Source organism: Acinetobacter sp. AS5 (assembly GCF_048957595.1).
Lineage (GTDB): Bacteria > Pseudomonadota > Gammaproteobacteria > Pseudomonadales > Moraxellaceae > Acinetobacter.
This window is the reverse complement of record NZ_JARDAL010000023.1, coordinates 24,656-49,425: the sequence shown is the minus strand read 5'-3', so window position 1 is coordinate 49,425 and position 24,770 is coordinate 24,656. Positions and strand designations below refer to the sequence as shown.

Sequence of the window (24,770 nt, the reverse complement as noted above, 5' to 3'; positions counted from 1 at the left end):
TCATAAAATTCGGAGAATATTTTTGTGTTTTTTTAAAGTCAGTTATTTCAGTTAGTGAGAAAGCTTACGCATTTGTTTCAAACGTGTAGTTAATCCTAATACCTTACGTCTTGCATTAATCTCCTCTTCATTGAAACAGAGTTGCTGCATGAGTTCAGCTAAAGGCAAATGATTATGCTCAATGAGATAAATGTCCTGTTCTCTGCTCCATTTGGCTTGCTGAACTTGTGCCAACAACTTTTTGACATCCGGTTTCACCATCTCTTCGTCCATATAAAAACCGGGAGGATAGAAGCCGGAGCCTCTACCCTCCAACATAATAGGAGGGGTGGTTTAAGCAGGAATTGCTTCCGCAATCGCTTCACGCGCCCAGACACGATGGTTCAAGATCAAAGTCTTGAAGCTATCTTGTACTGCTGCAAACTGCCCATTTGCCAAGGTTCCTTCATCGCTAACCAAGCGTAAATGTTCAATCAGCTTGCCTTTATCGCCCAAGAACACGATTGGTTTTAAATGTTTGTAGGCTTCCAGTAGATAATGAGTCGCTACACCATCTTTCATTACCACATCGTAATTGTCACCGTCAGCAATCACCACAGCATCATAGGCGATGGATGGCTCTGCTTTTTGCATACCATCGGAAGGAATCACCTCGCCTTGCTGACCCAGTACCGGACCCGGTTTTGGGGTCAGTACATCGACCACAGCACCTTCTGATTCTGCCCAGGCTTGAACAGCTTTGATACTGGCCTCATTGGCCTTGTCGTGCACCAGTAGCGCAATTTTGCGTGCCTTAATATCTTCAGGTTTAAATGCCTCGAAAGATAAGCGTGGTGAAATCTGCACATCTGGCAATATTGCTGCCTTTTTCTCTGCCGGAATTTCAATGCCCAATTGATCAGCAACTTGCTGAGCCAAGTCCAGATCGATATTGCAGAGCACTTCCAGAACTTCACGCTCACGAATATATTTACGTTCCACCTTGCTCAGCTCGAAGACATAGGCATCGACAATATGCTTTTGCTCATGAGGTGCCTGACTGCGATAGAAAAGGCGGGGCTGACTAAAGTGATCACTGAAAGATTCACTGCGCTGACGAATCTTGTGTCCATCAATACGCTCCTGATAGCTTTCAAAACCACCACCTTGTGCTGCGGACGGAGTTTCAGCCGGCCAGTTATTGTCAATCGAATTCGGCTCATAACTGGCTTGACCGGTATGCACAATACGCTGATGTAGACCGTCACGCTGGTTATTGTGGAATGGACAAACTGGCTTGTTGATTGGAATCTGGTGGAAGTTCGGGCCACCTAAACGGCTGAGCTGAGTATCGGTATAGGAGAACAGACGTGCCTGCAATAACGGATCATTGGTAAAATCCAGTCCCGGTACGATATGTCCCGGACAGAATGCCACCTGCTCGGTTTCACCGAAGAAATAATCGACATTACGGTTCAGTACCATTCTGCCAATCGGTGTCACTGGCACCAGTTCTTCCGGAATAATTTTGGTTGGATCCAGCAAGTCGAAGTCGTACTTCATCTCATCTTCTTCTGGAACGACCTGTACACCCAGTTCCCATTCCGGATAGTTACCGGATGCAATCGCTTCATATAAGTCACGACGATGGAAATCCGGATCCTTACCTGCCAGTTTTTGTGCTTCATCCCAGACCAGTTGGGCTAGACCCTGTTTTGGGGTCCAGTGGAATTTCACAAAAACCGCTTTATTCTCGGCATTGATAAAACGGAAAGTATGCACACCAAAGCCTTGAATGGCTCTTAAATTACGCGGAATACCCCGATCCGACATGGCCCACATCACCGCATGTGCAGATTCAGGGACTAAGGAAACAAAGTCCCAGAAAGTATCATGTGCAGATGCACCGGTAGGAATCTCGGTCTGAGGTTCAGGCTTGACTGCATGTACGAAATCCGGGAACTTGATCCCATCCTGAATAAAGAATACCGGCGCATCATTCGCTACCAGATCAAAGTTACCTTCATCAGTATAAAACTTGGTCGCAAAACCGCGAATATCACGTACCGTATCTGCTGAACCACGCGGGCCCTGTACGGTAGAAAAGCGCACAAATACTGGCGTTTGCACACTGGTGTTAGTCAAGAAGCCTGCCTTGGTCAGTTTTTCATTACCCGGATAAGCCTCAAAATAGCCATGTGCGCCGACACCGCGGGCATGCACAATACGTTCAGGAATTCGTTCATGGTCAAAATGGGTAATTTTTTCCCGAAGAATAAAATCTTCGATCAAGGTCGCCCCGCGAACGCCTGCCTTGAGACTGTTCTGGTTATCGGAAATTTTAACCCCTTGATTGGTGGTGAGTGCCTGCTCGGTCGCATCACTGCGATATGCGTCGAGCTGCTCACTTTTTTTATTGGTATTTTGTTTGTCTAAACCGTCTTTACCAGTCGCGGGGCTATTGGCCTTAATTTTCATGATGTATTCCTTGCTGAGCTTGAGTTTAGTTCAGATATTTTTGGTCTATCTCAAAGTCGCTTGAGCTGATATGTTGCATGGCTTGACCAATCAAACTCATCCCGCAAGTCAATCTGCTACAGCCGATCCTGTATCAGCCTCACATTTCTTCTGAATATGCTGACTCGAAGCATTTTTGCTTTTCTGGGATTATTGTTATTGGTTTCGCCTGTGTCCTAACATAACTGCATTTGAGAAAGAGATTTATTATTGTTTGTAGTGCCTTGTTTAATTAAGGCAGCATTGTGTTATTTTTTATAAATTTTGGGTTTATTGATGATTTAAATTTTCATCTAAATAATTAATTTAAAATAAAGTATTAAAATTTCGCAGAGATATTTCGAAATAAAGATTCAGTATGGTGATATGTGATCTTGCTCATAAATAGGCTTCATGACGCAACACGATGTTTCAATCTTGAAATGATTAGGACTTTTTAGAAGTTGAATTTGCCATAAGAAATTAACGTGCTACCGCTGAAGATGGCCAAAACTTGACAGATTTAAATAGTTACAATCCTGTGCCCTGCTTATACATAATGACTAAACTTCCTGCCCTTATATTGATCTAATATCTATAACTTATAACCACTTAAATCCATCAGCCTGTTCAGATCAAATACAAAGTTATAGAGATTATTTCATCTCTTGGCTCGGGCTTCGACTACATCCGACTTTATTTTAATACACAGTATCGCGTTAAGTTTGAAGGAGTAAGAGCATGGCCTCTTCTAAAAAAGAATCTAAAGCAATGAAAATTGATATCGGGATTTCGCATGATGATCGCGCCAAAATTGTCGACGGTTTATCCAGACTTTTAGCAGACAGTTATACCCTGTATTTGATGACCCATAATTTTCACTGGAATGTCACCGGCCCCCAGTTCAACAGTCTGCACAACATGTTTATGACCCAATACACCGAGCAGTGGAATGCGCTGGACATCATTGCTGAACGTATTCGGGCTTTGGGCTTTGCAGCACCCGGTACTTATAAACAGTTTGTAAAACTCACCTCCATTAAAGAGGTCGAAGGTGTGCCTAAAGCCGAAGAAATGATACGTTTACTGGTAGATGCACATGAAACTGTGGCACGTACCGCCAGAAGTATTTTTTCGATCATTGAAGAAGCCAATGATCAGCCGACTGCTGACATTCTCACGCAAAGACTGGAAGTACACGAAAAAACTGCCTGGATGTTGAGAAGTAATCTGGAACAATAAAACCTGATGGATGAAATTTGAGATCAGGCTCATGCAAGGATGAAGCGCAAACTTGTGGTAGTGCCACTAAGTTCGGTTTCATCCTGATGCTTTCAATAGGTATGATTTACCGGCGCTCAATGATTAGATCAAGCTAAAAGACAGAATCATTAGCATTCAACCGTCAAAATTTAAGGATGTAGGCAATCGCGTACATCCTTTTTTCATGCCGCGTTTATTTAAATCTCAGGCATGGAAATAATTTAAGGGCAGTTTTAAATAAGAAATTCCATTTTCTTCCGCTTCAGGAAATTGACCGGCACGCATATTGATCTGAATCGCCGGTAAAATCAGTTTGGGCATGCCCAATTTGGCATCCCGCTGCTGGCGCATTTCAATAAAATCAGCTTTGGCCGTGCCAGTGTGAATATGGACATTATGCTGCTTCTGGGTCTGAATATCAGTTTCACAGACAAAGTAGTCGCGATGTTCCGGTAAATAGTCATGACATAAAAATACCCGGTTGGCGTCTGGCAACTGATACAGCTTTTGAACCGAATCAAATAAAGTCGCGGCACTGCCTTTAGGAAAATCACAGCGCGCTGTGCCGTAATCCGGCATGAACAAGGTATCGCCGACAAAGACCGCATCCCCAATCACATAGCTGAGACAGGCCGGTGTGTGGCCCGGTGTCGGAATGTTATAGGCCTGCAATGAACCAATGCTGAATGCTTCATGATCAGCAAACAGATAATCAAATGGCTGAGCAAGATTAAACTGCTTGATGTCCAGATGATAGATCGCGCCAAAGGTCTCTTGAACCACAGAGATATGATGGCTCATGGCCATTTTGCCGCCCAACTGTGAATGCAGATATTGCGCTGCGGTCAAATGATCAGCATGCACATGAGTTTCAAGAATCCACTCAACTTCAAGTTCATGTTCTCGTACATAGGCGATGATGCGATCCGCGTGCGTGGTCGAGGTGCTGGCTGAGGCAGCATCATAATCCAGTACGCTATCAATTACCGCACATTTTCCAGTGGCCGGATCACTCACGATATAACTAAATGTATTGGTATCTTCATGAAAAAAATCCTGAACCACAGCGCTCTGACCCATGATGATGCTCCTGCCCATTGACGATGTAAGTAAATCCCTGCCAGCATGGCAAGAATAAAATAAACGGCCTGATAGTGACCTAAACCGATCAAGGTCAGACTGGATGCCGGACAAATACCGGCAATTCCCCAGCCGACACCAAATAAAAGACTGCCCGTCACCAGTCTAGAATCAATTTTCTGATTGGTCGGTAACTGGATCGGTTCATCAAATACAGTTTTCGTAGCCAGATTTCGACTGGCTTTTTGAAATGGAATAAAGGCAACCACTATCGCGCCCAACATCACAAAGGCCAGACTCGGATCCCAGTCGCCAAAAATATCCAGGAAATCCAGAACTTTTTCAGGATTGGCCATACCAGAAATCATCAAGCCTACCGAGTAACATTCAAATTTAACCCAGTCCGGAATGGTGACTGAACATGTTCATTCATTCTTCAGCATTCATCTTTCAACTGATCCAGAATGAAATAATTAACAATATTCCGGTCAACACGGTGAATAAATTTAACAAAACAGGATGCTGGGTCTGATAGTCAGAAATAAATTCTGCCGGGGTCAAAGATCTGAGGCCAGCCCGATATTGCAGGATAGAACCGATATTGATCAACATACCGAATAGAATGACTGCAATTCCCAGCCAGTGACTATAAACAATTTTATTCTGATATTTTTCCGGATCGACCAGTTGCGCCAGTAAATTTGATTTTTCAATCACAAAGCCAAAAGCAATCAAGGTCAGCCCACTACGATTCCAGGCTAATGCAGTTCTTTCTAAGGCAAATAAAACTCTTGGATCCTGTAAGTTGGACATTCTGGTTCCTTATAGTTTGGATTAATCTTGATGCGAATTGCTCGAATCGCTTTCAATCCGGCCATCGACCAGATTGATGGTACGGTCACAAGTGGCAGACAAGCGCGGATCATGCGTGACCAAAAGTACGGCGCAGTCGCGTTCACGATGCACTTTACGAAATAGTTCAAACATATCAGCCGCGGTCTGGGTATCCAGATTACCTGTCGGTTCATCGGCCAATAATAATGCTGGCTCAGTAACCAAGGCCCGGGCAATGGCCACCCGCTGCTGCTGCCCTCCAGACAGTTCATTCGGTTTACGTTCAGCAAATTTTTCCAGCCCCACTGCAGCGAGTAAATCACGTGCGCGTTGCATTGCCTGCTGATTGGGTTTGCCATGCACCATCATTAAAGGCATGAGAATATTATCCAGTGCACTAAAGGCCTGAATAAGATGGTGAAACTGAAATACAAACCCAATACTGTTGCCGCGCAGCGCCGTACGACCGGTGTCATCCATCGCACTGGTAGGTTGTCCCAACAAGTACAGCTCGCCGCTCGTTGGTTTATCTAGCAGTCCCAGAATATTCAATAAGGTACTTTTCCCAGAACCGGAAGGACCAATGAGGGCGGCAAAGTCGTTGCGATCAATGCGCAGGTCAATACCATGCAAGACCTCAACCTCATTGGGCTGGCCAATATTATAAGACTTGCGTAGCGCTTCCAGACGCAAGACTTCCTGAGATTGCTCAGACATGACGAATCGCCTCCACCGGATCGAGTGCCGCGGCCCGGCGTGATGGCACCGCTGCAGCCAGTACGCCTGTTAATGTCGCCAATAATAGCGCCAAAATCACCAGCTCAATCGAAATTGGAATATAGAATAATCCTGGCCCAAAATTATTAAATACCCACACCAGACCATAACTGACTATGCTGCCCAGCACCGAACCGAGCAAGCCAAAGATTGCGCCCTGAAACAGAAAAACTCTCAAGATTTGCGATTGGGTTGCACCTGTCGCCCGCAAAATACCAATTTCCCGGGTGCGCTGCACCACACTGACGGACATGACGCTGGCAATCCCGAAAGCCACTGAAATTGCGACAAATACAATAATCATATTGGTGGACAGGCTTTGTGCGGTAATGGCATTCATCAGTTGGGCATTGGTTTCAATCCAGCTTTCGGCTTTTAATGAGGTCAGGCGTCCGACTTGTGCGGCAACCTGGTCTGCCTCAAAAATATTGGCAATGGTCAGGTCAATCACCGTTACCCCGCCTGGCAGACCGAGTAAGGACTGCGCCTGCTTAAGATCCAGATAAACATAACGCGCATCCAGTTCGCGCACGCCCAGCTCAAAGATACCGGCAATATTCACCAAGGCACTGTTCTGTTGGCCAGTATCGAGTCGCAACTTGCTGCCGACCTGAACACCGAGGTCTTTGGCCAATTGACTGCCAATCAGTACATCATCCGCGCCGACCCGCAACTGGCCACTGATTAAATATTCTTTTAATGGAATGATCTGCTGATAACGTTCTAAATTCATCCCGACCAAGGCCACTGATTCGATCGCATCACCACGTTGTACAAAAGCTGGCCCCGACACCACCGGCGAGACGGAGGTCAGTACAGGCAACTGGTCTAGTGTTTCGGTAATCTGTTGCCAATTGTTAATCGAACGCAGGCGCTGTGCCCGTTTGTCTTCCTGCAATAATTGCACTGTTCCGGCGGGAGGTGACACAATCCGGTTGACTTCATCCGGTGACAGCAGACGAATATGAGCCTGTGTACCTAAGGTTCGTTCAACAATATTGGCTTGCAGCCCCTGAATCAACGCAGTGATAAAGACGATCACCGCTACGCCCACGGCAACCCCGATGGTGATCATGATGGACTGCGCGCGACCCTCGCGCAAAAAACTGACCGCGATTTTCCATTCGATCCAGAGCCGCCCGAATAAAGTTTTCAATCGAAGTTCACCGGTAATTCATTTTTACTATTGGCCATATCAGCAGAATTCTGTAATGAACTCTGGTGTGGTTTTAAGCGAACTCTGGTGCCATCCTCCAATGAAGATTCGGCATCTACCAACACCTGATCACCCTCGCTCAACCCGGATTTCACTTCTGACATGGCCAGGCCACGCAAGCCCAAAGTAATCTGCTGACGCTGTATTTTTCCATCACGTACCATTAAGACCACGGCTTTATCTCCCTTGATACTGCTTAAAGCATCATTCGGAATAGCCAGAGCCCGTGCTCGTTTGGCCGTCTCGACATTCACCGATACCGTCATGTCCTGACGCAGAAAATCTGGTACGGGATTGACAGTTAACCTGACTTCTACCGTACCTCGCTGTGGATCGATACTTGGTGCAATAAAGTTAATCCGGGCCGGGAAAGACTGATCCGGATAGGCATCGCTAATTACGGTGGCATTTTGCTGCAAGGCGAGTTGCGGTAAATTCCGCTCATCTAGCGGTACCCGGATTTCTGTATTCCCTGTTAACGCAATGGTAAATAAAGTTTGTCCCGGCTGAACCAGATCACCCGGCTCGACATCGCGTGTCAATACTGTACCGGCGACCGCCGCTCGAATCTTGGTTTTGGCCAGTTGCGCCTGTGCCACCGCCAGCTGTTCCCGAAGCGACGCTTCTTCGACTTGACCCGCAGCCAATGCGCCTGCTTTTACCCGGGCTGTCTCATAATTATTGCGCGCGACTCTTTCTGCTTCCACAGCCTGTTCGACTTCTTCCCTCGACAGGATGCCGGCTTCTGCATTACGTCTACGTGCTGCTTCTCGGCTGGCCTGTTCCAGCTGAGCTTTGGCACTGGCCAGTTCTGCTGCAGCCTGTGGCCGTCGGCTGCTTGCCAATTCGGTCAATACCAGCTCGGCCTGTCTGACTTGGGCCAGCAATTCATCCGATTTCAATACCACTAGCAGATCACCCGGTTTGACCTGATCGCCTTCCTGCACCAAACGTTGCAGAACCACACCACTAATTTCACTGCCTACCTGGGCACGTGAAACTGTCGCAACACGTCCGGTCGCAACAACATTTTGTACCAGCGGCATGGCACTCAGCGTATAACTAGGCACCACTGGCCCCTGCCACCAGCGAAATAGAGCAAACCCTACTGCCAGTAGCAATACGATAATGAGCAAAATTTTATAGCGGGCAGCGCGCAATGAGAATCTCCGGTTGATTCGTCTAATTTGAAATAAGAAAGTCAAAACTGTATTTGTTTTTTTCCTAAGGTTTAATTTACAACAAGTTTCTAATTGGAATTATAGGTATTTTGTTGAGTTTGAAAAGAATGTTGAGTTCCTGTCCACTTTTTTGAGCTAGCTTAAGTCGGTGTCAGTCAAGTTCATCTATGGCAGATCCAGACACGGAATCAAGTAACAGAAAATTGTATTAAGTTTAAGGAAATGGAGATGTGATCAAAAAACAGGCTAGATCATGATAGAGCTTGCCTGTTCAATCGTTTGGGTGTTAATTGAATATTAGTTAAATATTAGACCGTACGACGCAATGGCTGATCACGCTGCGCCAGACTTTCGCCCATTGGCACGAGTCGTCTATCAGGCTCAATCTTTTGCCAAGGCAGGTCATTCGGGTCTGCTTTCATGGCCCCAGGCGCTTTTGCGACTAAAATGGCAGCAGCCATGTCCTGAAAATCTGCACGAAAATGTACCGAGCTTTTCACTACAATAATTGATTTATCTTCAGGCACAACACCAAAAATTCTAAACATATTACGATCGAGCAACTGGGCTTTGTAAGAGCTGACTGCAATTTCAATACCGTCTATTTCCAGTAATATACTCGGGCCGATATCCGCCTCAACGCCATGCATCATGGGTCCGCCATAGCTGAATTTTCCATCGCTATAGGCTTTGATTTTAAATTCAGCGCTAAATGGGGCATCCCCGACAATACCCGATGTTCCACCCAGTTGCGCATAAAAATGCTGACCAAGCTCAAACTGATAGGCTTGTTGCACCACCGCGGGATCGACAATGAGGCCAATCAATGCATTTTTAACCGGATGTCGATATAGCGCCGATAACATCCCGGTCGTATTCGAATCACCACCGGCTCCCGGATTGTCCTGAGTATCGGCAATCACCACGGGTTTGGCCGAATAATGCTGTTGATAAAGTTGAAGTGCTTGCTGCACGGCATGATCTGGTGATAAGAAATCCATATTCCAATGCGCTTCTTGTTGCAGCACATGGTCGATATAGCGTTGCATGGCCTGATCTAACTGCTCAGCGTTTTCACTATAGCCCCAGATACAACCGCCACATTCCTCAAAATCTGCCGCCGGAAAACCCGGCGTAAAATTCATCTGGACAGGATTATTTTGTTCTAGCTGTTCGAGTAAATTCATACAAGACTGGGTAGGTTCCAGCTCGGTACATTGTGCATTCAACGCAATCAAAAACGGTAGCTTGTACATTTTCTTATACAGTTTTTTGCCCTCGAATATTTGATTCAGCAGTTGGGCACAGCGTTGTCCAGTTTGGGCCATATCTACATGCGGATAAGTCCGATAGCAAATCAATGCATCACTATGAGCAAACATCGCTTGCGTGACATTGGCATGGAAATCCAGACTGGCAATTACCGGAATGTCCGACCCGACTGCTTCACGAACCCGTCTTAACAATTCCCCTTCACCATCATCCACCTGTTCACTAACCATGGCACCATGCAGATCCAGATACACCGCATCTACCGGATGCTGCTGGATGCTTGCAATAATTTCATCACAGATCCGTTGGTAAGTGTCCTGCTCTACATGCGCTGAAGGTGAAGTGCCAGCCCAGATTACCGGCAAAAGTTGATAACCGAATTGTTCTGCTTGTTGAATAAAACCGCCAATCGGAATGTTCTGTTCCCGAAATTTCAGGACATCTGCGCCGCGGCTAAGCGGAGGAAATCCCCCGCCCTGGACAAAATCCACATATCTTGCTTTGGTCGGGGCAAAGGTATTGGTTTCATGTTGAAAGCCCGCAATGATGATTTTCTTCATATCTTGAATCCTTCCTATGCTGCATGATTGATTATTTATCGACGATTAAGGCAGCGCGTGTTACTTGCTGGGAAACAACTTGCTTTTTCAGTCTGAAGGCATAGATCAGGAAAGTGCCTCCGAGCATCATGATCACAGCAATCGTGAACCAGCCTGCCAGCATGGAACCGGTCATTGACTGCGCCATGCCCATAATATTTGGACTGACAAAACCACCGAGTAATCCGATACTGTTAATCAGGGCAATTCCGCCTGCTGCCGCACTACCGCTTAAGTATTTCGATGGAATCGACCAGAAAATGGTATAGGCACTAAACATAAAGGCCGTTGTGGTACAGATCGCAATAAAGGACAGCAGGAAATTCGCACTGATCACCGACAACATCAAGCTGACTCCGGCCAATACCGTAGGCACTACACAATGCCATTTCCGTTCCTGCCATTTGTCCGAGCTGCGGGCAAAAATGATCATGAAAATTGCACCGCATAAATATGGAATCGCCACCAGCCAGCCAATCATCTGCAAATTCTGGATACCGCCCGATTTCAATAAAGATGGCAGCCAGAAACCAATCGCATAGATCCCACAGATAATGGTGAAGTAGGCCAAGGCCATGAAATAGATCCAGGGATCCTTCAACACCGCTTTAAAATTGCTATGACCAGTTGCAGACTGATGCTGTGAAATTTCTTTTACCAATAAGGCTTTGTCCTCTTGAGACAGCCATTTTGCTTGTGAAGGATGATCGGTTAAATAAAAGTATGCTACGCAGCCCAACAGCACGGTTGGCACAGCTTCCAATAAAAATAACCATTGCCAGCCAGAAAGATTATAAATCTGATGAAAAGTACTCATGATTTGCGTGGATAATGGTGCACCTAACATACCAGCGAGTGGCCCGGCCAGCATGACGATCGCCATCACACGTGCCATGCGTGCACCGGAATACCAATAGGTCAGATAGAAAATCATGCCCGGGGCAAAAACGGCTTCGAATACACCTAGTAAAAAGCGCAAGACATAGAACATCTGCGGGGTGGTGACAAATAGCATCGACATGGAGGTCAGGCCCCACAAAATCATGATGCGGGTGATGGTTTTTCTGGCGCCGACTTTTCAAAATACAGGTTGGTTGGCACTTCAAACAGCACATAACCTAAAAAGAATATGCCGGCTGCCATGCCATAAATTGCATCGTTAAAACCCAATTCCTGCTGCATTTGCAACTTGGCAAATCCGATATTGATCCGGTCCAGATAAGCAAAGAAATAACATAGCAATAAAAATGGCAGCAGGCGCCAGCTCACTTTCTTGTAAATCTGGTCTAACCGTTGTTGACGGGAGGTCATTAAATCCATCTAAAACTCCTTTTTATCTAGATCTTCTTATTGTTCAAAAACAATGTAAGCATGCTCCTGACTTGATAACAATGTAATTTATTAGGCATACTGATGCTTTAAAAGCATCAGAGTTTTTATGGACAGAAACTTGCAATTCCTTGCGCCACTGAACGGAATCAATGAAAAGCGTTTGCGTTATTTCTATACGGTGATGATGTTTGGCTCGATGCGCAAAGCGGCAGATATCCTGAATATTGAACAGTCCGCCATGAGCCGACAAATTCAACTCTTTGAATCAGAATTAAAAATAAACCTGTTCAAACGTAAGGGACGGCATATTATTCCGACTGAAGCCGCCTATCTGGTACTTGAGTATTTTAAGGAAAATAAGAATCGTGAAAATGAATTATTTGACAGTTTATTTCAGCTGCAATCTTCTCAACTTGGCAAAGTGAACATTGTTTCAAGTGAAAGTTATATGCAACACATGATTTATGATGTACTTCGACATGTGCACCATAAATATCCAAATCTTGAAATCCAGTTAGAATTAATGAGTGCCCAGCATGTAGTACGACATATCGTGGACAGCCTAGCGCATATTGGACTTGCGTATAACCCCCCATTTCATACAGACATCAGCACCATTGCCCATAAAACAGAACCTTTTATTCTAGCTGTTCCTGCCGATCATCCTCTTGCCAAGCTCAAGCATCGCATTTGCCTATCTGAAATTTCAGCCTATAAATTTGCCTTAATGCCTGTGGGGCATGGTTTTCGTCAGCTACTCGACAGTGAAATGGTGCGCTTACAAGTGAACCTGAATATTAGCCTGACCACCAATTCTATTTATGCCTTAAAAAATTATGTGGTGGCTGGACATGGGATTTCCGCCATGCGCTATGCAGATATTGCAGATGCAGTAAAAGAAGGTCAGGCCGTTGCCTTAACTCTTGATTCCGAGCTGTGCAATACGGCTCAGACCCAATTGATGGTTCGTAAAAACACTCATTTGTCAGAGTCGAAGCATTTATTAATCGAGCGTATTCGTTCTAGTTTTGATTTGATCTTTTAAATCGCTTATAAAGTTTAGGTAATAAAAAAGCCACTTAGATAAGTGGCTGATTTATAACAAGAATTTTGGTGGAGGTGGCGTCAATTGAACTCAAAACCTAACTCTTTCATTTTAAAGCTCTTTTGTTGAATAAAAAAATTCATTGACCCAATTTTGACCCAAATTAGATTTAGTGCATTGAATCACTTTAAAATCTTGTTCAAATCCGAATTCAGGATTTGAAGTGGCGTACGGCATTATAGCAGCAAATTACACCTAGAAATAAATGCAATGTTATAACATTTCAATTAGCTCATTATGATATTAATAATCACATCAACTTCAGTACAGTTCAATTTTTTAATTTGTACTTTTGCTTAGGACTCTTAGGCTTATCAGGAAGGGTACGTTCAATCACACCTGCTTCTAATGCTGGAGTTAAATAATTTTTTTGGAATGTGGCTCGATGGGACAAGTCCAATAGAGCCATAAGCTCAGTTAAGCTATATTCTTTCTGCTCCATATTCTGGATGAGACGTTTAACTTGATCGCTAACTTGTACGCTAGCTTGAGCGGTATCTTGATCGCTGGCATCAGAACTAAGTATTGCATCTAGAATCATCTGCAAAATAAACTCAATAAAAGGTGCAGAATCTGAACGATCTGTGCTCGCTTGCAATGCATCGTAATAAGCTTTTTGGTTTTGATAAATCAAGCTTTCTACAGGGATGTTGAGAAAAATAGGATTCCACTGGCTTAAGATTAAAGTTTGCCATAAACGCCCCATCCGCCCATTGCCATCAGCAAATGGATGTATAAACTCAAATTCATAATGAAATACTGAACTCTGAATTAATGGGTGCTCATTACCTTCAGCCAACCACTGTAATAACTCTCTCATTAAACGCTGGACTTGATTTGCAGGCGGAGCCATATGCACGACTCGATCCCCTGACATCACACCAACACCGCCATGACGATACTGTCCAATTTCATCAATCAGTCCTGTCATCAATATTTGATGTGCTTTCAGCAAATGCGATTCTTGATCAGGATTCCAATCTTGAATTTCTTCATATGCCTTTAGGGCATTACGTACCTCTTGAACTTCTTTAGGTGGAGCGATAATGGTCTTGCCATTCAGGATCGCTGTGATTTGCTCTGTACTCAAGGTATTTCCTTCTATCGCTAAAGACCCTTGAATCGTTCGAATACGATTGGCTTTTCGCAATTTAAGGCTATCTTGGATTTGAGTTAATGCAGTCAAACGCCCTATTGCTTCACTAATTTGTGCAATCAAGTGAATAATTTTAGAGGTGATCGTATAAGGCGGTTGATATTTCATGCCATTCCTCATTGATGTAAAAACAAAGCACAGTTGATTAAACTCTAAAATATTAATATTTCATAGCTTAGTGAGTAATATCTGCTATCAACATGCTTATCTTTTCTGAAACAGTGAGCTCACTAATCGCTATTTCTTTTAAAATAAACCTGTGCATTCTCGTTAAAATACGTAGGTTTCTTCATTACAGGACAACATTATGTTTATTCATGCCGACTTCTCACAACCCGTCATCATCAAGCCAGAGGATTACCATTGGGTAAAATCTCCAGGAGGTGAAGTCGATAGAATGATGCTTGATCGTATTGGCGATGAGAAAGCACGTGCAACTAGTCTTGTGAAATACGCACCAGAATCTGCCTTTCCTGAACATCAACATCCTTTGGGTGAAGAAGTCCTCATATTGTCAGGCATTTTTACCGAGAATGCTGAAGATGATTATCCGGCAGGCTGGTATTTACGTAACCCCCATCATTCAACTCATCGGGTTTCCAGTAAAGCAGGTTGTTTAATCTTTGTGAAACTGATGCAAATGACTGAACATGAGATAGAACCCACCCGAATTAATACCAATGATCCAGCGAATTGGAAGCTTACCGAACATCGGATAATATGCCCGTTATTTCAATCGAAACATGAGCAGACCTATTTAGAAAAGCTAAAACCTGATCAAATTTTCGTAGAGAAATCAGAACAAGGGATTGAATTGTTCATTATTAAAGGTCAATTATTTTGCGGAACTGAAATATATCCAGCAGGTTCATGGGTCCGTCTTCCCATCAATAATAGTGCCGCTAAATTTCAGGCAGGTCCATCAGGTGCAACGCTTTATGTCAAAACGGGTCATCTACAACATGCCATAGATGTATGGGTGAAATGAACAATAATGTATCTTCAAAATGAGGCTGCCTCGTGTCTAGAATACTGAAAGCCATCCAATTACTACTTTTATAGTCAATACAAAATGTAATGATATATCACTACATTTCTGATATTTCTTTTTTCATGTATGATCGACTAAGATCAAATACAGGGATAAGGTTATGTTTGAAACCATTGATGATTTAAAGAAAAAATTAGATCAACATCGCCCTCTCTCTCCGTCAATTGTCAAAAATTTACAAGAAGATCTTATTGTCCGTTGGACGTATCATTCCAACGCTATTGAAGGTAATACACTCACCCTGTTAGAAACAAAAGTAGTACTGGAAGGTATTACTGTTGGTGGAAAGGCATTAAGAGAACACTTTGAAGCGATCAACCATAGAAATGCAATTTACTATGTTGAAGATATCATTCGGAAAGAGGAGCCTTTTTCTGAATGGCAAATTCGTAATATCCATCAACTCATTTTAAAAAATATTGATGATGATAATGCTGGCCGCTATCGTCAACAAAATGTCCTAATCTCTGGTGCTACGTCTACCCCACCTGATTACACTTTATTAAACGACAAGATGGCTCAATTAATCGACTGGTATAATAATGACGCACACAAATTTCATCCTATCGAACGTGCAGCCAAAGTACACGCTGATTTTGTTGGCATTCATCCATTCATTGATGGCAATGGTCGCACATCACGTCTTTTAATGAACCTAGAATTACTTAAAGCTGGCTATCCGCCTTGTGTGATTACCGTTGAAAATCGTTTGGCTTACTATGAGGCTCTTGATCAGTGGATGGCTTATGGTCAGACTGAAGCTTTCATTCAGTTGGTTGCCGATGCTGTACTAGAAGGATTTAAACCGTATCAAATTGTATTAAACATATAAGCTAGAGGGTTAGCCTTCTAGCTTATGATTATTTTATTGTGTGAATAGCCACAGATTTTGTAGATACTTTCTAGTTAGATAACAAAACTCTTTTTTGGATTAAGGTTTATGCAATTGACTTATACCTCTTAGCCCGTATGCTCTCATACAAGGAACAGATAATAAGATCAGTTGTAGGAACACTCAAATGACTCAAAATATACGTCTCAAGGATTGGGATAAGAGTTCACCAGGCATTTCTGAAATCTCATCAAGACTGCGCTTCTCTTTTGAAACAGGACAAATTTGGTTAGATGAAGAACGTATGATGTTAATGCATTCATCTGCATTAATAGCTTTAAGAAAGGAACTAATTGAAACTCTAGGCATTGAGCGTACTCGTGGAGTTCTGACTCGCATAGGTTATGCATCCGGCTTACGTGATGCAGAGATTGTAAAGGCCAGTTATCAAGGTTTATCTGATTTAGAACTATTGCATAAAGGGACGTTACTGCATGCCTTAGAAGGTATAGTAAAAGTTGAGTTAAAAGATACACATATAGATATTAAAAATGGGAAATATTATATCGATGCTATTTGGAGAAACTCCCTTGATCATTACCTCCATAAAAGCTTATTTGGTGCTAATCAATCCCCTATAGCATGGTGTGAATTAGGCCATGCGACAGGATATGTAAGCGGCATTATGAATCGCTTCATTCTACATAAACAAATAGAAACGACACCTTTAGGTCCACGTTTTGTTGGTAAACCACTTGAGGAATGGGGAAATATAGCTGAAGACCTCAAATACTATCAATCGGACTCAATTGTAGAGAATCTTCTGAGTTTACAAGATCAAGTTGAAGACTTAAGAAAAGCTTTGCCCCATCCTATTTTACCCAGTGATGTAATTGGAGATTCCTTGAATTTTCAAGAAGCTTGGGCTTTAGCAAAAAAAGCATCATCCAGTAGTGTGACCGTGCTTTTATTGGGAGAAACAGGAGTCGGAAAAGATGTATTTGCAAATGCAATTCATAATGCCAGCCCTCGAGCAAATCACCCCTTTGTAGCAGTCAATTGCGGTGCTCTACCCAACGACTTAATTGAATCCGAATTATTTGGTATAGAAAAAGGTGCCTATACAGGAGCCCAAAGTTCAAGAGCAGGACGATTTGAACGAGCTGATGGTGGGACTTTATTTTTAGATGAGTTGGGTGAGTTAAGCCTTCAAGCTCAAACTCGTTTACTTCGTGCGCTACAGTCAGGTGAAATTGATCGTTTAGGTGGTACTGAAACACGCAAAGTAAATGTAAGGGTGATTGCAGCAACGAATGTTGATTTAGCTGAAGCTGTGGCTAAAGGTACTTTTCGAAAAGATTTATATTATCGATTGAATGTTTTTCCAGTCCAGATTCCACCTTTAAGAGAGCGAAAAGATGATATCTTAGCTTTGGCACAAAACTTTATTGACAAGTTTTCAGCTAGAGAAGGCCTTCGTATAAAAGGATTAACAGATAAAGCTAAACATGCACTACAGTCTCATGATTGGCCTGGAAATATTCGAGAATTAGAAAATGTGATTGAAAGAGGAATTATCTTGGCATCTCAAGATAGTTTCATTGATGCCTCAATGCTTTTCCCTCCTTCTTATACAACCTTATTGGACGAAAATATATCCGTTTTAGATAAGGAAGGTAAAATTTCTCAAGCTATTCATCAACCCATGGAAGAGTTTATTAATGAGCTTCTCGATAAACAAGTATCTTTAGAAGAGTTAGAGAATCTAGTCGTGAAATCTGCGATTGAACGTTGTGAAGGAAATTTATGTGCAACGGCTCGTTTACTTGGGATTAGTCGAGCTCAGATCGGGTATAAACATAAAAAAATCCTCAATGAGACCGAGTCTGATAAAGATTGAGCCTGTTAATTAATTTTGAGTAATTGTTGTTTTCCAATTTTAGTACTAACTTTTTAAATTTTCTAATCAACCTGCTGGATGACTTTAAGTGATTCTAGCAGGCTGACTTCACAATTCATTGTTATTTTTACCAATATTTATGCTGAAACTCTATTTTCAATAAAACCAATGTTTTCTATTTCACATTTTACAATATCACCCTTTTGCAAAAATACCTGAGGATTCATTGCCACGCCAACACCCTCAGGAGTTCCTGTAGCGATAATATCACCAGGCTCTAAAGTAAATGCTGTTGATAAGTAAATGAGTTGATCATTAATACTATGGATCATTTCAGATGTGTTATTGGATTGTCGTAGTTCTCCATTAACATAACATCGTAACTCTAATTTTTGTGGGTCTTTTATTTCATCTGCAGTGACGATCCATGGACCAATTGGACCATGCGTATCAAAGGATTTACCCATGGTAAATGTTGGAGTATGAAACTGCCAATCTCTAGCAGACACATCGTTTACAACCAAGTAACCAAAAATGGAATCACGAACATTTTCCTGGGTTAAGTTCTTCGATTTTTTCCCAATAACTACCCCTAACTCTACCTCGTAATCAAGTTGTTGAGTCACACCCGGATCAATGATTCCAAATGGGTCATTTACACATGTAATTTGCTTATTAAACCAGGTTTGATAAGCACGCTTTTCTACTCCTAACCGATCTGCCTCTTCTTCGTGCTTTTTATAATTCATTCCTATTGCTAAAAACTTACCTGGACGAGGAACTGGGGCTAATAAGGTTATATCGGATAATTTATAATGAGCTGATTTACCGGCACAGAATTGGCTAATAACATCCAGAGCTTCTTTTCCATTTTGAATAATTTCTTGTAAGTCGCTATAGGGTAAATTAATTTTATTAAAATCAATCACACATTGACCTTGTATTAAACCAAATGAGATTTCATTATTAATTCGGAACCTAGCAAGTTTCACTTAAAAACGCCCTCTTTTTATTTAAAATTCATATATTTAATTTATTTTATAAATAATTAAAACTTGAATAATTCAATCAAATATTTTAATCCAAGCTTTAAAAAAGGACTCAACATAATTGAATCCTTTTTTATAAAGTTAGAGACTGACTTGTTTAGATTTGAGCATATTTAAAGCCACATCAACAATCATATCTTCCTGACCACCGACCATACGACGCTTACCTAATTCGACAAGAATATCAAAGGCAGATAGACCATATTTTTCAGCAGCTGTTTCAGTATGACGAAGGAAGCTCGAATAGACACCAGCATAACCCAGCGCCAGGGTTTCACGGTCTACACGTACTGGCCGTTCCTGTAATGGACGGACAATATCTTCAGCTGCATCAATCAGTTTTTTCACATCACAACCATGATTCAACCCCATGCGCTGGACAGCAGCAATAAAGACTTCCAGTGGTGCATTACCTGCACCTGCTCCCATACCGGTTAAGCTGGCATCAATACGGTTACAGCCATGCTCCAAAGCCACAATACTGTTGGCTACCCCTAAGCTCAGGTTATGATGAGCATGCATGCCCGTTTCTGTCTCAGGGTTTAACACATCTTTCATCGCTTTGAATCGATCAGCGATGTCATACATATTCATGGCACCCCCTGAATCCACCACATAGATACATTGTGCACCATAGCTTTCCATGAGCTTACCCTGCTCAGCTAAACCTTGTGGTGTATTCATGTGACTCATCATCAGGAATCCAACGGTATCCATGCCTAATGATCGAGCATATTCAATATGCTGTTTAGATACATCGGCTTCAGTACAATGGGTTGCCACGCGTACCACACGTGCACCAGCATCATAAGCCGCTTTCAGATCATGCACTGTCCCAATACCCGGAAGGAGCAAAGTTGCAACTTTAGCCTGTTTGACTTCGCTGGCCACTGCTTCAATCCATTCCAGATCAGTATGGGCGCCAAAGCCATAGTTAAAACTGGAACCTTGTAAACCATCTCCATGTGCAACTTCAATACTGTCCACACCAGCTTCATCCAGGGCACGAGCAATCTGACGGACCTGATCCAATGAATACTGATGACGAATGGCATGCATACCGTCACGCAAGGTCACATCTGATACATAGATTTTTCTTTCTTGATCAAACATTGCAATTCTCCTTACGCAGTCTCTGCTTGCAGTACGTTGTTTAAATGGGTTTCAGCAAAGCGCTCCGCCGCAGCCAAAGCTGCACTGGTCATAATGTCGAGATTACCTGCATAGGCCGGCAGATAATGTGCAGCACCTTCAACTTCCAGGAAAACTGAAACTTTTAAGCCTGGCAGTTGACCGAGACCTGGAATATTCAGAGGACGATCGGTATTGAATTCTTCGAACTGGACTTCCTGCTTGAGACGATAACCTGGTACATAGGCCTGTACTGCATCTGCCATTTGTTTAACAGATTGGCGAATCGCGTCCTGATCTGCACCGGCTTCAGCCAGACAATATACGGTGTCACGCATGATCAATGGTGGCTCAGCCGGATTCATGATAATAATGGCTTTACCTTTTTCTGCCCCACCAACTTCTTCAATCGCTTTGGAGGTGGTTTCGGTAAACTCATCAATATTGGCGCGGGTACCTGGACCGGCTGACTTACTCGCAATTGAGGCAATAATTTCAGCATAATGGACTTTGGCGACCCGAGACACGGCACGCACCATCGGAATGGTCGCCTGACCACCACAGGTGACCATATTTATATTAGCTGCATCCAGATGTTCATCGAGATTTACGACCGGTACCACATAAGGGCCTATTGCTGCCGGTGTCAGGTCAATTACCTGAATTCCATATTGCTGCAATACCTGATTGTGATGGGCATGAGCGCCTGCTGACGTAGCATCAAATACAATTTTAATGTCTTTAAACGAAGGTAGTTTTAACAACCCTTCGATGCTGTCCGCAGTAATTTCAAAACCGAAACGTGCAGCACGTGCTAATCCATCTGAATATGGGTCAGCTCCAACCATGGCCGCCATTTCTAGATATTTTGCATTACGCATGATTTTAATCATCAGGTCGGTGCCGATATTACCCGAACCAATGATGGCACACTTAATTTTTTCCATAATTTATATCCTTGTTGTTAGGCGCTGAAATGCACAGAGACTGAGCCTAAGCCTTCAATTTCAACCTTAAACTCATCACCTGCCTGTACAGCAACCATTGGACCTAATGCACCAGTCAAAACAATGTCACCCGCTTTTAAAGGCCGTCCACGACGTACCATTTCATCTGCCAGCCAGACTGCCGCATTGAGTGGATTACCCAGACAGGCTTTGCCTTGTCCCTCTGATACCACTTCATCTGAACGAGTCATTTGCATACGACAATTCACTAAATCAACATCAGCCAACTGTACTTTCTGAGTTCCAAGAACAAAGGCTGCACTGGAAGCATTGTCTGCTACTGTATCCAGTAAGGAAATTTTCCAGTTTTCAATACGGCTATCCACCACTTCAATTGCAGCCATGGCATAATCTGTAGCAGCAATAATGTCAGCCACACGATGTTGGCTATGGGTTAAACTGCTTTTCAATACCAAAGCAATTTCCGCCTCAACTTTAGGCTGAATTAGCTTTTGAAATGGAATAGTTTCACCATCTTGAAATGCCATATCTTCAAATAGCATGCCGAAATCGGGTGAATCCACGCCTAACTGTTTTTGTACTGCAAATGAGGTGAGGCCAATTTTTTTTCCGACCAGGCGGCGACCTTGACTCAGTGCACGTTGGGTATTGATATCCTGAATAGCATAGGCTGTATCAACAGTCGCTTCTCCCGGAAGCTGATCACGAATAGGCGCAATCGTTATCTGATTCTGTTCTGCTTGATACAGCTGATCCGCCCATTTTGATAAAGTACGATCCATCGTTATCCCCCCTTTTTTTCCTTAAAATGACCAGACAAATTTAAGCCAAGTAGCATCACCTTCGGGTCGGTTCTCTACTTCAGTTTCTTTTAAGTACTTCGCTTCCAGAGCCCAACCATCTTTCTGATAATGAATACCTGGGCCGTAAGCGAGAGCTTGTCCACGGAAACCTATATCAATATCTTCAACTTGATCAGATTCAGTTTGTTTAAAAACGTACCCCTGCAGAGCCAAGGTTAAATTTGGATTGAGCTTATAGCCCACGCTATAGTCAGCAGCAAAATATTCACCCGAGTGATAGTGAGTATCTTTATTTTCGGTGTTTAAGCTATATGACATTTTGGTTGAAATATCCCAACCTTCTGGCTGACTAAAGGTATAAGCAAGAATTGGTCTGAAGGTGTAATAATTTTTGCCTAAATTAGCTAAATCATTCTGATCGTAATCTCCGGTAGGAAAAATGGTTTCTACCGCAGCCGCCCAGTGATGATTGCCCTGATGCCAACCGAGCATCGGTGCAAAAATAAGATCACCTAATCCACTGTTATGATCGCGTTGCCCCGCAATTTTTAAGCGCAAATCGACTAAAGGCTGGGCTGCATAAAAACCTAATTGCCCACCAAGTAACTGCTGTTCCGTCATCCAGACCAAACGTGGCACTACAGCCTTGGCATCAATATCAAAATCTGGAATTAATGTATTACCATTAGAATCAACAAAATCAGATGCCGTATAATTTTGGTAATAACTCAATAAATATAAACCAGGTGGAGGAAGCGCACCTGCTAAAAGTCCTTCTGCACCTAAGGCAAAAGAATCTGAACCATTTTCAGTTGCATAGGTACTTGCAGAAAAGATGCACGCAAGTACCCCTGAAACTAAGCATAAAGTCTTAATTTTCATTTCAAATCCTTCTTAATATTTTGCTAGCCTGTATGCAACCTTGCTACAGGCTTGTAGAGTCCAGACTTATTCGTTGAAGAAATCTCTGAGTAATTTTGCAAAACGGGCACTATGTTCAATTTGTGCCCAATGACCACATTCACCAAATACGTGTAATTGGGCATGCTTGATTAATGAAAATAATTTGGTTGAGGTTTCCAGGGGAATCACTTTATCTTCACGACCATGAATGATGAGCGTGTCATGCGGCAATTGGCGAATCTGTTCCTCTGGGCTCACCAAAGCATCAACCCAACGTTGACGAGGTGCTGGGAACATGGCAGAAAAAGATTCCTGAAATCCTGGACGGATACTTGCTTGATACCGCAGTTCAGCGAGTTCATCTGTTACCAATTCACGGCTATATGCAAAGGTATCCATCAGCTTACGCATAGTTTCGAATGAAGGTTTATAACCCCAGACATTATCTAATCCCGGTGTAATATTAAAAGGCACACCAACACTACCCATCAACACTAAGCGGCGCACACGTTCTGGATAAGCAATTGCAAATGCTAAGGCAATACTGCCACCAAAAGAGTTGCCAACTAAATCGGCCTGCTCCACATTCAGTACATCAAATAAATCTTTGAGCTGTTGCACCCAATGTTCTTTGCTATACGTCACACCTTCCGGACGCTCGGTATAACCAAAACCCAACATATCAGGTGCAATTACACGACGATCTTTTGCCAGTTCTGGCATTACCAAGCGCCAATTTGCCCATGCTGTGACACCCGGACCTGAACCATGCACCATGACTACAGGAAAGCCTTCTCCTACATCATGATAATTAGTTAGAAAATTGCCGGTTTTAATTGAATTAACAATTTCTGGATTTACACTAATATTCATTTTTCATTCTCACAAATTTTGTATTATTGGTTTTTTGACAATTAGGTCATCACGTTAAAGAAAGTCTCACTGAGTTTTCGCTCAGTAAAGAAAATCGCACGAGGTAGTTCATCTGCAGTCCAAGTTAAAGTTGGACGGTCCGAATACCAGATATAACCGCCACTGAATACTTCATTACGGTTGCCTGATGGATCAAAGAAGTACAAAGTCTCTCCACGTGTAATCCCATGTCTTGTAGGTCCTATTTCGTGAGAAACTTCATTATTAGCAATCGTGTCTGCAGCTGTGAGTACTTGTGCCCAAGATTCGACAAAGAATGACATATGATGCAGCTTGCCTTTGTCTGGTGCGAAGATAAACGCTACGTCATGCGGTTTATTACTACATGTCAGGAAAGCAGCCATCATGGTTTCACCATCCAGCACTTGTTCTGCCAGATCAAAACCAAGCACATCTTTAAATAAACGGTAACTCTGTTCCACACCTTCGCCCATTAATGCACAATGATCGAAACGACTTGGGTGAATTCCTTTTAGATTTTGTGCCTTAACTCCAGGATTAGTCGTCGGCATGCCATTGCCATATAGGTCTTTATGGGCATAGAGCTCAAATACATGACCTGTTGGTGCAGTAAAGCGGATCCGTTCACCGGTAGCTAGGTTCTCTCCAGCAGGAATGGTTTCTACTGCGACTCCATATTCCTGCAGGGCTTTTTCCAGACGCTTTAACTCAGACTCGCTGACAACCTTAAATGCCATACAGTCCATACCAGGAGAGTCCGCTTCACGCAGAATCAGACAATGATGGTCATGCTCATCCCAGGCTTTTAAATAGACTCTTCCCTGTTCATCTCGTCCGGTTTCAATCAAGCCAATCACATTGACATAATGGTGAACAGATTCTTCTAAATCTAAAACGCGCAACGCGACATGCCCTGGACGTGATACTGGTTTATTATTCATTTCGACTC

General features: G+C 43.0%; 23 protein-coding genes and 1 pseudogene. 5 read left to right on the top strand and 19 right to left on the bottom strand.

Translation table 11 applies throughout. The annotated features are described in order from the left end of the window. Positions 1–51: 51 nt before the first annotated feature. Together PV763_RS09115 and katE are read right to left on the bottom strand one after the other, a co-directional pair. Complete coding sequence (locus PV763_RS09115) at positions 52–261, bottom strand: hypothetical protein (protein WP_278357435.1); 210 nt, start codon at positions 259–261, stop codon at positions 52–54. Between the two features lie 72 nt (positions 262–333). Beyond that, positions 334–2,457 (bottom strand): catalase HPII, encoded by a 2,124-nt coding sequence (gene katE / locus PV763_RS09110; protein ID WP_420937713.1) that lies wholly within the window; start codon positions 2,455–2,457, stop codon positions 334–336. Between the two features lie 759 nt (positions 2,458–3,216). On the opposite strand from katE, the gene PV763_RS09105 reads away from it, so the two are divergent. Then, positions 3,217–3,717, top strand: a complete 501-nt coding sequence (locus PV763_RS09105) for a Dps family protein (protein ID WP_004646199.1) — start codon at positions 3,217–3,219, stop codon at positions 3,715–3,717. Positions 3,718–3,942: 225 nt separating this feature from the next. On the opposite strand, the gene PV763_RS09100 is transcribed toward PV763_RS09105, so the two are convergent. From PV763_RS09100 to PV763_RS09060, 9 genes and pseudogenes are all read right to left on the bottom strand, one after another. Next, complete coding sequence (locus PV763_RS09100; RefSeq protein WP_420937712.1) at positions 3,943–4,818, bottom strand: MBL fold metallo-hydrolase; 876 nt, start codon at positions 4,816–4,818, stop codon at positions 3,943–3,945. Between the two features lie 5 nt (positions 4,819–4,823). After that, positions 4,824–5,228, bottom strand: a pseudogene (locus PV763_RS09095) (DUF6691 family protein); the annotation flags it as partial. 40 nt (positions 5,229–5,268) lie between these two features. Beyond that, on the bottom strand, positions 5,269–5,631 hold the full coding sequence (locus PV763_RS09090; protein WP_253174452.1) for a YidH family protein: 363 nt from the start codon (positions 5,629–5,631) through the stop codon (positions 5,269–5,271). 21 nt (positions 5,632–5,652) lie between these two features. After that, entirely contained in the window at positions 5,653–6,369 is a 717-nt protein-coding gene (locus PV763_RS09085) for an ABC transporter ATP-binding protein (RefSeq protein ID WP_420937711.1), read from the bottom strand. Beyond that, positions 6,362–7,585 carry an ABC transporter permease gene (locus tag PV763_RS09080; RefSeq protein ID WP_420937710.1) on the bottom strand — a complete coding sequence of 408 codons (1,224 nt, stop codon included), beginning with the start codon at positions 7,583–7,585 and terminating at the stop codon, positions 6,362–6,364. The genes PV763_RS09085 and PV763_RS09080 overlap by 8 nt, the downstream gene beginning before the upstream one ends. Next, on the bottom strand, positions 7,582–8,805 hold the full coding sequence (locus PV763_RS09075) for an efflux RND transporter periplasmic adaptor subunit (protein ID WP_420937709.1): 1,224 nt from the start codon (positions 8,803–8,805) through the stop codon (positions 7,582–7,584). The genes PV763_RS09080 and PV763_RS09075 overlap by 4 nt, the downstream gene beginning before the upstream one ends. A 329-nt stretch (positions 8,806–9,134) precedes the next feature. Next, a complete protein-coding gene (locus PV763_RS09070) occupies positions 9,135–10,658 on the bottom strand; it encodes a M81 family metallopeptidase (protein WP_420937708.1) in 1,524 nt (507 codons plus the stop codon). Between the two features lie 31 nt (positions 10,659–10,689). Continuing rightward, complete coding sequence (locus PV763_RS09065) at positions 10,690–11,718, bottom strand: MFS transporter (protein ID WP_420937707.1); 1,029 nt, start codon at positions 11,716–11,718, stop codon at positions 10,690–10,692. Positions 11,719–11,738: 20 nt separating this feature from the next. Continuing rightward, on the bottom strand, positions 11,739–12,017 hold the full coding sequence (locus PV763_RS09060) for a hypothetical protein (RefSeq protein ID WP_420937706.1): 279 nt from the start codon (positions 12,015–12,017) through the stop codon (positions 11,739–11,741). A 118-nt stretch (positions 12,018–12,135) separates the two neighbouring features. Here PV763_RS09060 and PV763_RS09055 point away from each other — a divergent pair, with 118 nt between their 5' ends. Further along, the gene (locus tag PV763_RS09055) at positions 12,136–13,074 is read left to right on the top strand and encodes a LysR family transcriptional regulator (RefSeq protein ID WP_396469824.1); all 939 of its coding nucleotides are present in this window, start codon (positions 12,136–12,138) and stop codon (positions 13,072–13,074) included. Between the two features lie 331 nt (positions 13,075–13,405). On the opposite strand, the gene PV763_RS09050 is transcribed toward PV763_RS09055, so the two are convergent. Beyond that, complete coding sequence (locus PV763_RS09050; protein ID WP_420937705.1) at positions 13,406–14,398, bottom strand: Fic family protein; 993 nt, start codon at positions 14,396–14,398, stop codon at positions 13,406–13,408. Between the two features lie 199 nt (positions 14,399–14,597). On the opposite strand from PV763_RS09050, the gene PV763_RS09045 reads away from it, so the two are divergent. The 3 genes from PV763_RS09045 (at position 14,598) to PV763_RS09035 (ending at position 18,073) form a co-directional block, all read left to right on the top strand. Continuing rightward, positions 14,598–15,278, top strand: a complete 681-nt coding sequence (locus tag PV763_RS09045; RefSeq protein WP_420937704.1) for a cupin domain-containing protein — start codon at positions 14,598–14,600, stop codon at positions 15,276–15,278. A gap of 163 nt (positions 15,279–15,441) precedes the next feature. Then, entirely contained in the window at positions 15,442–16,173 is a 732-nt protein-coding gene (locus PV763_RS09040; RefSeq protein ID WP_420937703.1) for a Fic family protein, read from the top strand. Positions 16,174–16,360: 187 nt separating this feature from the next. Continuing rightward, a complete protein-coding gene (locus tag PV763_RS09035) occupies positions 16,361–18,073 on the top strand; it encodes a sigma 54-interacting transcriptional regulator (protein ID WP_100328882.1) in 1,713 nt (570 codons plus the stop codon). A gap of 137 nt (positions 18,074–18,210) precedes the next feature. On the opposite strand, the gene PV763_RS09030 is transcribed toward PV763_RS09035, so the two are convergent. The 7 genes from PV763_RS09030 to PV763_RS09000 all read right to left on the bottom strand — a co-directional run bounded on the left by PV763_RS09030 (position 18,211) and on the right by PV763_RS09000 (position 24,762). Beyond that, a complete protein-coding gene (locus PV763_RS09030; RefSeq protein ID WP_005172202.1) occupies positions 18,211–19,065 on the bottom strand; it encodes a fumarylacetoacetate hydrolase family protein in 855 nt (284 codons plus the stop codon). Between the two features lie 138 nt (positions 19,066–19,203). Beyond that, complete coding sequence (gene dmpG, locus PV763_RS09025) at positions 19,204–20,235, bottom strand: 4-hydroxy-2-oxovalerate aldolase (protein WP_180083484.1); 1,032 nt, start codon at positions 20,233–20,235, stop codon at positions 19,204–19,206. An 11-nt stretch (positions 20,236–20,246) separates the two neighbouring features. Then, positions 20,247–21,200, bottom strand: coding sequence for an acetaldehyde dehydrogenase (acetylating) (locus PV763_RS09020; RefSeq protein ID WP_420937702.1), 954 nt, complete (start codon positions 21,198–21,200; stop codon positions 20,247–20,249). Between the two features lie 17 nt (positions 21,201–21,217). Beyond that, positions 21,218–22,003, bottom strand: a complete 786-nt coding sequence (locus PV763_RS09015) for a 2-keto-4-pentenoate hydratase (RefSeq protein WP_420937701.1) — start codon at positions 22,001–22,003, stop codon at positions 21,218–21,220. A gap of 21 nt (positions 22,004–22,024) precedes the next feature. Further along, positions 22,025–22,906, bottom strand: a complete 882-nt coding sequence (locus tag PV763_RS09010) for a SphA family protein (protein WP_420937700.1) — start codon at positions 22,904–22,906, stop codon at positions 22,025–22,027. A gap of 66 nt (positions 22,907–22,972) precedes the next feature. Continuing rightward, positions 22,973–23,800 carry an alpha/beta fold hydrolase gene (locus tag PV763_RS09005; protein WP_420937699.1) on the bottom strand — a complete coding sequence of 276 codons (828 nt, stop codon included), beginning with the start codon at positions 23,798–23,800 and terminating at the stop codon, positions 22,973–22,975. A 41-nt stretch (positions 23,801–23,841) separates the two neighbouring features. Next, on the bottom strand, positions 23,842–24,762 hold the full coding sequence (locus PV763_RS09000; protein ID WP_420937698.1) for a catechol 2,3-dioxygenase: 921 nt from the start codon (positions 24,760–24,762) through the stop codon (positions 23,842–23,844). Between the last annotated feature and the right edge of the window lie 8 nt (positions 24,763–24,770).